We start from the raw sequence: 12637 nt of genomic DNA, 5'->3' as shown, positions 1-12637 counted from the left end.
AAAACAGAAAAAAGCTATGCGCAGTACAGCCTACCTTGAAAAGGTACTGAACGCATAGACTTTTTTCATGCTCTTGCCCTGACTATTGATGTGTAAATTCACCTTATTTTTCCAAGCGCTAAATAAATTTTAATATCATAGCAATCTAGTACGCTGGCCAACCTTTTCAGTCAAAGGGAGGCTAAATAGAAAACATGCTAATTAGCAAGTAGCCAATAGCACAAAAAACAGCAAATTCAATACAAGCAATCCCTATGTTATCTTGATGATCAACCTCAAGCGCTGTATCAATATTAGGTAAGGATATAACTTTTATTACAAAAGTAAGCGCATACAGTAATATCCACATTACACCGCAGTGCATGACGAGAGTGAATAAATTTTCTACCATTTTACCATTTTGAAATTCAGCACTGGATAAACCAGCATACACAGCGAGTGCTAAACCAATCGACTTACCAGCATAGCGTATCCCTATCGAGGTGTTCTCTAAATTAAAGTTGCTCTGTAATGAAGCTCCTTGATTCGCTTTTGCAAAGCGGTACTCGCGGATTTTACTATCAAAAGCGAACATACCTTGCAGGACAAAAAAACTAACAAAAGCAATTAGCAAGTTACTTAGACCTTGTGTATGGGTCCATGTATAAAGCCCTAAAGTCATAATGCAGTTAGCGATTAACATACCTGAATCGACTAATGCAGCACATACGTTTTGTTTTAATATAGCGGCTTCTTCATTAAAACGATGGAGAATCCATTTTCGATGAATTAAGTGTCCCGCTTTGATAAAAATAAACAGTAGAATAATTAGTACAATCACTTTTAAAGGGTTGGATTGCGCAGTACTTACGCTAATTTCATCAAACAAAAAAGCCATAGTTGCAATAACAACTGATATTTCAGAGGCAAAACTAATCCCCATTGCAAAGTTATCGTGCTGCGCAAGTTCATCTTTAAGCGCTTGTTTTGCTTTAATTTGAGTTACGACTCGTAGGCAAAATATAGTTATGCAAATAACCGCAAAACTAATAGCAATCGCAACAAAACTAGTGTTAGATAATGACAAATAAGACATGGTATTCCTAAGTAGAGTTAACCTTTCTAGGTTTTAATCATTCTAGTACGGTTACTGATGATATAAAAGAGAGTATTGATGAGTAACGTAAAGCAACTTCCTATTCAATTACAAAAACTTGGCTTAATGCGCTTTGAGCAGTTGTACCCAGAGCAAAATAAAGAGCCCGTTATTGTAAAGTTACTCGGATTAAGTGACTTTGCGTGGCGTAGTTTAAGATCCCAGCCAGACTTAAAAGAGTGGCTAACATGCAAAGACGAAATACAAAGCCGAATTATTAACTCTCCTTTTGAAAATAGAAATTTAGCTGAGATAGATGAAAATGAATGCCATAAGATACTTCGTCAGTTTCGAGAGAAGTACTGGCTTAAGGTCGCATTTTTAGATCTATGCTGTAATCCCCCAATTGCTGATAGCATAAAATACATTAGTCAGCTTGCTGATATATTGATAGAAAGTGCGAATCAATGGGCGCATACGCACGTTGCTAAAATTAATGGCGAACCTTTAGATGAGGGTAACCGAGCAATGCCATTAATGGTACTTGGTATGGGTAAGCTAGGGGGGCAAGAACTTAATTACTCATCAGACATAGATCTTATTTTTGCTTATCCCCGCAGTGTTAAAACACAAGGTGGACGTCGAAACTTAGAGGCGCAAATATTTTATACAAAGGTGGCACAAAAGCTAATTGCAGCGCTAAATCAAACGACCGGTGACGGGCAAGTATTTAGGGTTGACATGCGACTTCGCCCGTTTGGTGAAAGTGGCCCACTTGTTATGAGCTTTAACGCAATTGAAGACTATTACCAAGAGCAAGGACGAGATTGGGAACGTTATGCCATGTTAAAAGGGCGTTTAATTGGTACACCTAATCAGTATTGGGATGAATTTAATCAGCTTTTAAAGCCATTTGTATATCGTCGCTATATTGATTTCTCAGTGATTGAATCACTACGAAAAATGAAGTTAATGATTGCCCAAGAAGTGCGGCGAAAAGGTTTAACTAATAATATCAAACTAGGTGGTGGTGGTATTCGAGAGGTTGAGTTTATTGTTCAAGCGTTGCAAATGGTAAGAGGTGGACGAGAAGCTAACTTACAAACGCAATCATTACTTAAAGCGTTAAAGGAGTTAACGGTTAACCAAGTTATTAATGAGCTTGAAGCGCAAGGTCTTGAGAATAATTATCTTTATTTACGTAAAGTTGAACAGTACTTGCAAATATTCGACGATCAGCAAACACAAACATTGCCGGATGATGAGTTAAACCAGCAACGCCTAAATACTTTATTAGAACAGGATGATTTTGGCGCAACATTGGTTGAAATAGATCACGTCATGCAGCAAATACATAACGAATTTACACAGGTGATTGGTGAAGAAACTGAGCCTTTAGATACAAGTGAAGGGGCATTTGTGAGTGCATGGGATCATGGTGATATTAGTTTTTTAAATGAGCCAAAAGATGATTGGCAATTACCATTAAAAGATTTTAAACAACGTATATCAAAGGCAAAAATAGGTAATCGGGGGCGCGATATTCTCGATAAATTAATGCCAGCTTTACTAAAACAGTTAAATAATTTTAACGCCAGTGGTGCAGCATTTTCTATGGTTTGCCAAATACTAAATAAAATTATTTCGCGTACTGCGTACTTGGAATTATTATACGAAAACCCAGGAACATTAAAGCAGCTGGTACTATTGTGTTGCCATAGCAAATGGATAGGAGAACATATATCTCGCTATCCTATCTTACTTGACGAGCTTATTGATCCTGCAGTTTTGTATAAGCCGACACCTTTAACTGCTTATAAATATGAAATAAGGCAATATTTCTTACGCATTGAACATGATGATTTAGAACTACAAATGGAATCTCTAAGGCAGTTCAAACAAACACATCAATTACGTATCGCAGCAGCTGATGCTACTGGAGTAATTGATGTTATGAAAGTAAGCGATCACTTAACAGCACTGGCCGAAGCGATTGTTGATCAAGCTGTTAATATTGCATGGCATAATACGGTTAAGCGTTTTGGCATGCCGCCGGGCACTGACGATGAAAATAAAGGGTTTGCCGTAATTGCTTACGGTAAAACAGGGGGATTTGAAGTGGGTTACGATTCAGATCTTGATTTAGTTTTTGTACATAACCACGACGGTTCTAGTCAAACTGATGGCGATAAGCCAATTGATTCAAGGCAGTTTTATCTAAAACTCGCACAACGCCTAATGCATTTATTTAATACACGTACCGCATCGGGGATTTTATATGAGCTTGATACACGCTTACGACCTGAAGGTGCATCAGGGTTGCTAGCGATCAACCTTGAAAGCTTTAATCATTATCAGCAAACTCAAGCATGGACGTGGGAACATCAAGCACTTGTTCGTGCTCGCTTAATTTTAGGTCAAGATGAGCTAGTTGAACGCTTTCTAGAAATTAGAAAAAATATACTGAGTCAACAACGCGATGCTACAACACTAAAAGATGATGTTATAAAAATGCGTGAAAAAATGCGTGATCATCTAGCAAAAGGAAATACTGATCAATTTGACTTAAAGCAAGATATTGGTGGTATGGCTGATATTGAATTTATTACGCAATATATAGTGCTCAAATATGCCTATAAATTTGAAAAGCTAATAGTTTATTCTGACAACGTAAGAATTTTAACTGAGGCTGCTAAAATTGGTTGTATTACTGAAGAGCAAAAGCAACAGTTGGTCAAAGCGTATATTGATTATCGTTCTTGCTACCATGTACTGAGCTTAGATCAGCAAGGTAAATTAGTATCACGAGAAGCATTCCAGAATGATATTACTCATGTAACACATATTTGGAATAGCATTTTTGCGTTAAGTTAAATTTAAAAACCCAAGCTAAAGCTTGGGTTTTTATTTTAAGTGGTTAAATGTTTAATTTTAAGCAGTTAGCACGTACAAATTCAGACGGTTTTTCAGTAATTATTGCGGCACGTTGCTTGTGGCAAAAATAAGTGTAGACCTCATATTCAAAGTCATCATTAATAGCTCTGCCTACTTGATATAATGCAGAGGTGAAATTACTGTCGACCCTAAAATGATCTTTTACTACGTAGTCTTTACTTAAATACCAATAAAGCGCAAGACCCTCATTATCAGCATATTGAGAAAGTGCTTTTTTTAACGTTGTTCCACTTTCAAAACGTCTGGGCTCAATTCCGCCCGTCCAGCTAGTTGGCATAGGATCAACCGTTCGGCCTCGCTCCGCTAACACGCGATCAAGAGTCTGATCTGGCTTTTTGAGTTGGAGTACAAATTGATCTCGCTCTTTATTGCTTTGAACTTGATTACGGATGGATGAATAAAAGCGAGATAGCCCTTCAGCTGCCGCATTTTTAGAATCTCTAATATCAAATGTTGGCCCATCACTGAATAAAAAATAGATAGCCAGTATAATTAATACTGCAGCAAATGATAAATGTTTAACCCAAAACCACATAATCTCTACTCACTTTTTGTATTTAGTGTTATTCCACTGCTACTTCTTATAAAAAGAAGGGGTATTTTTGTCTGGTCTCGTTTTAAAACGGCGATGGAGCCACATATATTGCTCAGGCGCCGCGTTAATTGAACGCTCCATACGTTGATTTACACGTATTACATCCGCTTTATCGTCACCACTTGGGAAATTTTCAAGCTCAGGTAATATTTCTAAGTGATACTTACCACTGTCGTCACGACGCGTGATTAAGCTCATTGTCTCGCAGTTTTTACTACCAGCAAACATCAGTGTGCCTGTTGTGGTTGCTGTATCGGGTACTGCGTAAAAAGGAACAAACTCACAACGGTTACGACCGTAATCTTGATCAGGCAAGTAATAACAAACTTTTTTATTTTTTAATGCTTTTAATAGACCTTTTACGTCCTTACGACCAATTAAATATTCGTTAGAGCGGAGGCGTCCATTGGTTGTAAAGTATTCCATCAATGGGTTGTTATGAGGACGATAAAACCCAACTCCTTGGCACGCTAATCCCATTATGCGACTAGCCATTTCAAGATGTAAAACATGAGGAATAAGTAATAATACGCCTTTGCCAGAAGCTTGCACCCGCTCAAAGTGTTCAAGCCCTTTAAAAGACCCTAATGCTTTTTGAGCACGCCATTGCGGCCACCACCAAGCCATACCGGTCTCGACCATCGCAATTCCTGTATTTTCCATATTTTTGAGTACTAGGTCTTTTTGATCTGCTTCGCTCATATCAGGAAAGCATAGTTTAATGTTTACTTGTGCAATATGGCGACGGCGTTTCATGAATTTATAAACTAAACGCCCCAGCTGTTTACCCATGGCTAATTGTAGTTTTTGTGGCAACCAAGAGAGTAAATATAAGAATAAAACGCCAATCCACGTTAGCCAGTATCGAGGACCTAAAAAAGATGCTTTAAAAGGAGATGAGGTGACCACAAAAAACTCTCTATAAATAAAAATGCTAGTTTAACGCTAAGCGCTATAAAATACAAAAAGCCAGCAATGTCGCTGGCTTTTCTAGTTTTACATTACAAAAAGTGTAATTTAAGCGGCTTTTAACCCTTGGTTTATTGCCACTAAATCTTCACTTGTTAATGTTCCTGCTGCTTGTTTTAAGCGAAGGGTAGAGAGTACATACCTATAACGCACATCAGCAAGGTTACGCTTTGCATTGTATAAGTTTTGTGTACTAACCAGTACGTCAACAATAGTTCGTGTGCCTACTTCAAAACCTGCTTCAGTTGCTTTAAGCGCACTTTGGGCCGAAACAACCGCTTGCTCTAGTGCTTTGTAAGTTGCAATGTCCGAAACAACTTGGTTGTAAGATGTAATAACAGTGCGTGTTATAGCACGGTAATTTGTTTCATAATCTTGACTTGCAGCTACGTAAAATGCACGGGCTTGATTAGTTGCAGCAACCGTTGCACCACCCGAGTAGAGTGGGACGCTGAAGTTAATACCGACCGAGGATAAATCTTCACGCGGGCGGTTATTGAAACTCAAATTGTTTGTTGTTGTATCAGTTAGAGTATCACCATAGCTGGCGTTTAGAGTTAGTTTTGGGTAATGCCCCGCTTTAGCTAGCTCAATTTGATCTCTTGCAATATCAACGGTTACTTTGGATACTTGTAAACTAATATTTTTATTTTCAGCGACTTTAACAAAATCTGAAGAAAGTTTAGCTGGCTTAGTTGTAGAGAAAGTATCGGTATTTAAAAAATCTAATTTTGCATGGTACTTACCCGTGATTTCACGAAGTTGCTCACGGGCTGTTTCTACTGCATTGCTTGCAATAATCTCTTGAGCTACTGAATTATCAAACTGTGCTTGTGCTTCGTGTACGTCTGTAATAGCTGTTAAGCCTACCGCATAGCGTTGTTTTGTTTGTTCAAGTTGGCGTTCAATAGCACGTTTTTCGGCTTCTATAAACTCAAGATTGTCAACCGCACTTAATACGTTAAAATAACCTTCAGCAACGCGTACAATTAAGTTTTGCTTAGCTGCATCGTATTGCGCGCTTGCTTGCAGAGCTTGTTTATCTGCAATATCTAATGAGTTCCAAGCGCCTAAATCAAATAAAGTTTGACTTAAACTTAAGCCTCGAGAAAACTCATCGTTATCAGTATTAAACTGATTAATAGCCGACAAATCTTCAGATTGTCTATAAGTGGTTGAATCAGTTTTTTTGTAACCCATGCTTAAACCAATTTGAGGTAATAATGCACTCATAGCACGATCACTTTCGTAAGATTGTGCATCTGCTTGGGCTTTTGCCTTTAAAACGGTAGGATCATTAGCTGTCGCTATTTCAAAAACGTTTAGTAAATCTTCAGCATTAGCTGCTGTTGAGCCTAGTGCACATGATAAACTAATCAGTGCCGCAAGAATGTTCTTTTTCATATGGGTTCAGTCCTTAGACAATTTTTATACTAAAAGCATGTTAACCTGTTTTACTTAATAAAAAAAAAAAAAATTTGTAAAACCGCATGTTCAAATGTAACAGAATATATTAACGCATTTTAATCGTTTAGATATACAGGAAGTCGATGCATGGTAAATAAAAGTTTGGTTAAATTTACACATAAAGATGTGAAAATAAAACCTGTAATAAATCTCTATAAAGGTTTTTTTCAGGTGAACTTATATCAGTTCGAACACGCATTATTTGCAGGTGGAAAATCAAAAACTATTCGTCGCGAAATATTAGAGCGCGGTGATGCTATTGCTGTATTGCCGTACGACCCAGTATCAGACACCATCCTTTTAATTGAGCAAATACGTATTGGCGCTATTAAAAGCAAGGACTCGCCATGGCTGCTAGAATGTATTGCTGGCATGACCGATGGTAGTGATGATTATGAAGCTGTCGTTAAAAAAGAAGCATTTGAAGAGGCTGGACTTGAATTAGATGAGTTGGAGTTTATGCTTTCATACTTATCAAGCCCCGGTGGCACAACTGAACGCCTACATTTGTATTTAGCACGCGCTGATTTAAGCCAAATAGAGTCGGGTGTTTATGGGCTGGAAACGGAAGGTGAAGACATAAAAACCCATATATTAACGGTTGATGATGCCTTAATTCGCCTCAATAACGGTGAAATGGATAATGCAGCAACGGTTATCTGTATGCAATGGCTTGCACTTAATCGCGAAAAGATGGCAAGTAAATGGGCATAAATTCTTACTAATATTATGGTGGTACTTTGACAGCACGATTAGCAACAAAACGATATATTCAAAGCCTCCCAAAGTATTTAACGCTTTGCGAGCATAATTATGTGCGACTATTAAAATTACTGCCTAGCGAGCGCAATATAGGAAGCATTCGTGAAGTAAAACTTGGCAACAGTGAGTTTGCTACAAAAGTTGATGGTAGTGCAAAATACACTATGGATATTTCAATTAAGCAGTTAACAGGAATGGTTAAAGGCATAGCACCGCTTTACTTAACGGTTAGATTGTATCATGACGCTAAAGTAGCTGAGATTATTCATCACGATTATCATCAAAGGATAAAGCCATCTTATGGGTATCCTAACCCTAAAATGCATCAAAAAGATGAAAAATACCAACTTAACGCTTTTTTATATGATTGGCTTGTTGCCTGTGTTGAACACGGACAAGCGACCCTTAATTGGGATGTAAATAATGGCTTGGTTTGATGATAAACATACATTTAATAAATCGGTGCTGCGCATAGCGCATGTAACCGATTGCCATTTATTTGCCGATAAAGACGGTGAGTACTTTGGAGTAAACACTGCATCGCATTTTGAACAAGCACTAGCTCACATGGCTCAAAAACCACTTGATTGTGTGATATTTGGTGGTGATTTAACACAAGATCACAGCTTTGAGTCTTATCTATTGTTTAGTGAACTGATACATAAAAGTGCATTAACATGTCCCGTATTCTGGTTGCCAGGTAATCACGATGAGATAACAATGCTTAACCGTATAAGTGGTGGGCAAATAAATAGTGCCAAACACATAGCGGCAAGCGGCATTGAGTTACTACTTATTAATTCGAAAGGTCCTACACCTGCTGGGTGGGTGACTGGCGCGCATTTAGATGAAACAACGGAGTGTTTGGTTCAATCAAGCAGTAAAAAGATCATATTTTGTCATCATAATCCGTTACCAATAAATGGCTACCTTGATAAGCACATGCTCGAAAATGGGCCTCAATTATTAAATGTACTGGTAAATAGTGGTAATATTATTGGGGTTTTCCATGGTCACGTTCATAATGAATATGAGCAAAGTTATAGAGAGTTAAGCGTGTTTGCAACACCGGCGAGTTCTACGCAGTTTAAAAAATACAGTGCGCAGTGGCAACAGCAAAACTGCGGCCCAGCTTATAGAATGCTTTATATAGATACAGAAAAAGATAAAATAGGCATGAAAACGGAAGTAGTATGGCTAAACGGGTAATTTATATTCATGGTTTTAATAGCTCACATAAGTCATATAAAGCTGTGCGCTTTGGCGAGCTTATGGCACACTATGACGTTGATTATTGTGTACCGTGCCTAAACCATGAGCCTATACAAGCTATCATTAAGCTTGAGCAATTACTAACACCTAATACAGTATTATTAGGGAGCTCGTTAGGTGGTTTTTTTGCCACATATTTATCGCAGCGTTATCAAATTCCTGCAGTGGTTATTAATCCAGCGGTAGCACCATACAATTTATTACAAGCGTTACTTGGGCCAAACTATAATCCTTACCAAGATTATCATTATGATTTAAATAGCAGTCATATAAATGCCTTAAAAATACTGTCTGTAGATAAGCTAAAATACCCTGAGTTGCTGTATTTATTACAGCAAACCGGCGATGAAGTGCTTAATTTTCAACATGCAGTAAACTATTATTCACAATGCAAACAACGGGTAGAGTTTGGTGGCGATCATAGCTATACAGGTTTTGATAACACCTTTACCAGTATTGTAGATTTTCTTAAAATCACGTAAAACTAGCTAAGCATAGCCTTAGCGCATATAAAGATAAAAACTATGAGTGATCAAAATTATAACGCCGAAGCCATTGAAGTACTTAATGGATTAGATCCGGTAAAAAGACGCCCAGGGATGTACACCGATACCGTACGCCCAAATCATTTAGGCCAAGAGGTTATCGATAACAGTGTCGATGAAGCTATGGCTGGTCATGCCACACGTATCGACGTAATACTCCACGAAGATAACTCACTTGAAGTGAGCGATGACGGTCGTGGTATGCCTATTGATATCCACCCTGAGGAAGGTATTCCTGGGGTTGAGTTAATTTTCACTAAATTACACGCAGGTGGTAAGTTTTCTAATAAAAACTACCAATTTTCGGGTGGTTTACATGGTGTGGGTATTTCTGTAGTGAATGCGCTATCTACGCGCGTAGAAGTAACCGTAAGGCGTGACGCCCAGCAATACAGAATGGCATTTGAAAATGGCGATAAAGTAGAAGACTTGAGTGTAATAGGCACCGTCGGTAAACGCAATACGGGTACTACAGTGCGTTTTTGGGCTGATGTTAGCTACTTTGATTCACCAAACTATTCAATTACCAAGCTTAATCATTTATTAAAAGCCAAAGCGGTTTTATGCCCAGGTCTGCGTATTAAGTTTGTTAATAAGCAAACGAAAGAAACTCAAGAGTGGTTTTACGAAACGGGTTTAAAAGATTACCTAATTGAAGCCGTTAAAGGTTTTGAAACATTACCACAAGACCCGTTTGTAGGTGAGTTTAAAAGCTCTATTGAAGGCGCTGATTGGGCTGTTGTATGGCTACCTGAGGGTGGAGAATCAATAGCTGAAAGTTACGTAAATCTTATTCCTACCGCGCAAGGTGGTACACATGTAAATGGTCTGCGCCAAGGTTTACTTGAAGCAATGCGTGAATTTTGTGAGTTTAGAAACTTACTCCCGCGTGGTGTAAAGTTAACGCCTGACGACATTTGGGAACGTTGTAGTTATGTATTGTCAGTTAAAATGCAAGATCCACAATTTGCAGGGCAAACTAAAGAAAAACTTTCATCACGTTCATGTGCCGCATTTGTATCGGGTGTTGTAAAAGATTCGTTTAGTTTATGGCTAAATGAACATACCGATACCGCAGAATTATTAGCTGAACTATGTATTTCAAACGCACAAAGCCGTTTGCGTGCAGCTAAAAAAGTAGTACGTAAACGAGTTACTGCAGGCCCTGCATTACCAGGTAAACTAACCGATTGTAGTGCTGCCGATAACGATCGTACCGAATTGTTTTTAGTGGAAGGTGACTCTGCTGGTGGTTCTGCTAAACAAGCGCGAGACCGTGAGTTTCAGGCAATTATGCCGCTACGTGGTAAAATTTTGAATACGTGGGAAGTCGAATCAGGCCAAATATTAGCATCACAAGAAGTACACGATATTTCAGTGGCACTGGGAATTGATCCAGAATCAACCGATATGTCGGGACTGCGCTACAATAAAATTTGTATATTGGCCGATGCAGACTCGGATGGACTACACATTGCAACATTATTGTGTGCATTGTTTGTTCGCCATTTTCCAGAGTTAGTAAAAACAGGGCATGTGTATGTTGCAATGCCGCCATTATTTAGAATAGATATTGGTAAAGAAGTTTATTACGCACTAGATGAAGGCGAAAAAACCGCTATTTTAGCGCGTATAGAAGCAGAGAAGAAACGCGGAAAAGTAAACGTGCAACGATTCAAAGGTCTGGGTGAAATGAACCCACTGCAATTGCGCGAAACAACCATGGATCCAAATACACGACGTTTAGTACAGCTTACGCTTGATGAAGAAATAGAAACCATGGAAATGATGGATATGCTGCTTGCTAAAAAACGATCGCCGGATCGTCGTCAATGGTTAGAAGATCATGGTAACAAGGCGCAAGTTTGATCGCCTGTGTTTAATACTGGGAGATATGAATGAATAAACTACTAGGAAGTTTGCTATTACTTGGGCTAACTACTGCTCCTGCAATGGCTAAAAATATACTCGATAAGCTCACCGTAGCACCGGGATTTGAAATAAGTTTATTTGCAAATGATGTAGAAAATGCGCGTCAAATAGCTGTTTCAAAAAAAGGTATTGTGTATGTTGGCTCTCGTAAAGCGGGCAATGTATACGCGCTTATTGATCATAATAGCGATGGCGTAGCAGATAAAAAAATTGTTGTTGCTAAAGGCTTAAACATGCCCTCTGGCATAGCGATTAAAGATGGCGATTTATATGTAGGCGAAGTGCATCGTATTATTCGCTTTAAAAATATTGATACCCAATTAAAAGAGCCAAAGTTTGATGTGGTTTATGGCGCATTACCGAGTGAGCGTCATCATGGTTGGAAATTTTTACGTTTTGCACCAACGGGAGAATTAATCATTCCAGTGGGTGTGCCGTGTAATATTTGTGCTGAAGATGAGCGTTTTGGCCGTATTTTTGCGCTTAATGTAGAAACAAAACAAATAAAAACAATAGCCAAGGGCGTTAGAAACACAGTGGGTTTTGATTTTCATCCAGCGACTCAAGCCCTATGGTTTAGTGATAACGGTCGCGACATGATGGGCGATGATATTCCACCTGATGAATTAAACCGCGCAACGCAAGAAGGTGAGCATTTTGGTTTTCCGTATGTTCATGCCGGTGCGATTATTGACCCTGAGTTTGGTGAAGGTAAAAACATTGCCGATTACACGTCGCCAGCACTTGCGCTTCCTGCGCATGTAGCGCCACTAGGTATTCATTTTTATAACGCTAAGCAATTTCCAGCAAGTTATAAGCACCAATTATTTGTTGCTGAACATGGCTCATGGAACCGTTCTAAAAAGGTAGGTTATAAAGTAGGGCTAGCAACAATTGAAGTAGGTCGCGTAACTAAATATACGCCATTTATTACTGGCTTTATGAAAGACGAAACAACATTTGGACGCCCTGTTGCATTTGCAGAATTAGGTGACGGCAGTCTGTTAGTAAGCGATGATTACGCCAATGTAATCTACCGTGTAAGCTATAAGAAAAACTAGGTAA

The 12637-nt window shown here is 38.6% G+C and carries 11 protein-coding genes; 7 read left to right on the top strand and 4 right to left on the bottom strand.

What is annotated here, in order from left to right:
* Positions 1-181: 181 nt before the first annotated feature.
* On the bottom strand, positions 182-1075 hold the full coding sequence (locus tag DC53_RS03860) for a DUF350 domain-containing protein (protein ID WP_007376516.1): 894 nt from the start codon (positions 1073-1075) through the stop codon (positions 182-184).
* 78 nt (positions 1076-1153) lie between these two features.
* Here DC53_RS03860 and glnE point away from each other — a divergent pair, with 78 nt between their 5' ends.
* Complete coding sequence (gene glnE / locus DC53_RS03865; protein ID WP_033031398.1) at positions 1154-3949, top strand: bifunctional [glutamate--ammonia ligase]-adenylyl-L-tyrosine phosphorylase/[glutamate--ammonia-ligase] adenylyltransferase; 2796 nt, start codon at positions 1154-1156, stop codon at positions 3947-3949.
* Positions 3950-3992: 43 nt separating this feature from the next.
* On the opposite strand, the gene DC53_RS03870 is transcribed toward glnE, so the two are convergent.
* The 3 genes from DC53_RS03870 to tolC all read right to left on the bottom strand — a co-directional run bounded on the left by DC53_RS03870 (position 3993) and on the right by tolC (position 6998).
* Positions 3993-4565: a toxin co-regulated pilus biosynthesis Q family protein gene (locus tag DC53_RS03870; protein WP_007376514.1), complete on the bottom strand. Its 573-nt coding sequence runs from the start codon at positions 4563-4565 to the stop codon at positions 3993-3995.
* A gap of 39 nt (positions 4566-4604) precedes the next feature.
* Positions 4605-5534 (bottom strand): LpxL/LpxP family Kdo(2)-lipid IV(A) lauroyl/palmitoleoyl acyltransferase, encoded by a 930-nt coding sequence (gene lpxL, locus DC53_RS03875; RefSeq protein ID WP_033031397.1) that lies wholly within the window; start codon positions 5532-5534, stop codon positions 4605-4607.
* 108 nt (positions 5535-5642) lie between these two features.
* Entirely contained in the window at positions 5643-6998 is a 1356-nt protein-coding gene (tolC, locus tag DC53_RS03880) for an outer membrane channel protein TolC (RefSeq protein ID WP_033031395.1), read from the bottom strand.
* Between the two features lie 150 nt (positions 6999-7148).
* On the opposite strand from tolC, the gene DC53_RS03885 reads away from it, so the two are divergent.
* The 6 genes from DC53_RS03885 to DC53_RS03910 are packed head-to-tail and all read left to right on the top strand — an operon-like array spanning position 7149 to position 12633.
* Positions 7149-7775, top strand: a complete 627-nt coding sequence (locus DC53_RS03885) for an NUDIX domain-containing protein (RefSeq protein WP_033031393.1) — start codon at positions 7149-7151, stop codon at positions 7773-7775.
* 26 nt (positions 7776-7801) lie between these two features.
* Positions 7802-8260, top strand: coding sequence for a DUF1249 domain-containing protein (locus tag DC53_RS03890; protein WP_033031390.1), 459 nt, complete (start codon positions 7802-7804; stop codon positions 8258-8260).
* Positions 8247-9032 carry a metallophosphoesterase gene (locus DC53_RS03895; protein WP_008136370.1) on the top strand — a complete coding sequence of 262 codons (786 nt, stop codon included), beginning with the start codon at positions 8247-8249 and terminating at the stop codon, positions 9030-9032. Before DC53_RS03890 ends, DC53_RS03895 begins: the two co-directional genes overlap by 14 nt.
* A complete protein-coding gene (locus DC53_RS03900; protein WP_008136371.1) occupies positions 9017-9577 on the top strand; it encodes a YqiA/YcfP family alpha/beta fold hydrolase in 561 nt (186 codons plus the stop codon). The genes DC53_RS03895 and DC53_RS03900 overlap by 16 nt, the downstream gene beginning before the upstream one ends.
* 42 nt (positions 9578-9619) lie before the next feature.
* Positions 9620-11509, top strand: a complete 1890-nt coding sequence (parE, locus tag DC53_RS03905; protein ID WP_008136372.1) for a DNA topoisomerase IV subunit B — start codon at positions 9620-9622, stop codon at positions 11507-11509.
* Between the two features lie 29 nt (positions 11510-11538).
* The gene (locus DC53_RS03910) at positions 11539-12633 is read left to right on the top strand and encodes a PQQ-dependent sugar dehydrogenase (protein ID WP_033031388.1); all 1095 of its coding nucleotides are present in this window, start codon (positions 11539-11541) and stop codon (positions 12631-12633) included.
* Positions 12634-12637 lie beyond the last annotated feature (4 nt).

Origin of the sequence: Pseudoalteromonas fuliginea (assembly GCF_000690055.1) — a bacterium.
Classification (GTDB): domain Bacteria; phylum Pseudomonadota; class Gammaproteobacteria; order Enterobacterales; family Alteromonadaceae; genus Pseudoalteromonas; species Pseudoalteromonas fuliginea.
Note: the sequence above shows the minus strand (reverse complement) of the source record. Positions and strands in the feature narration are given on the sequence as shown.

Coding starts and splice junctions, on each gene's coding strand:
- DC53_RS03860 (WP_007376516.1), bottom strand. CDS start 1,075: ATGTCTTATTTGTCATTATCTAACACTAGTTTTGTTGCGATTGCTATT.
- glnE (WP_033031398.1), top strand. CDS start 1,154: ATGAGTAACGTAAAGCAACTTCCTATTCAATTACAAAAACTTGGCTTA.
- DC53_RS03870 (WP_007376514.1), bottom strand. CDS start 4,565: ATGTGGTTTTGGGTTAAACATTTATCATTTGCTGCAGTATTAATTATA.
- tolC (WP_033031395.1), bottom strand. CDS start 6,998: ATGAAAAAGAACATTCTTGCGGCACTGATTAGTTTATCATGTGCACTA.
- DC53_RS03885 (WP_033031393.1), top strand. CDS start 7,149: ATGGTAAATAAAAGTTTGGTTAAATTTACACATAAAGATGTGAAAATA.
- DC53_RS03895 (WP_008136370.1), top strand. CDS start 8,247: ATGGCTTGGTTTGATGATAAACATACATTTAATAAATCGGTGCTGCGC.
- DC53_RS03900 (WP_008136371.1), top strand. CDS start 9,017: ATGGCTAAACGGGTAATTTATATTCATGGTTTTAATAGCTCACATAAG.
- parE (WP_008136372.1), top strand. CDS start 9,620: ATGAGTGATCAAAATTATAACGCCGAAGCCATTGAAGTACTTAATGGA.
- DC53_RS03910 (WP_033031388.1), top strand. CDS start 11,539: ATGAATAAACTACTAGGAAGTTTGCTATTACTTGGGCTAACTACTGCT.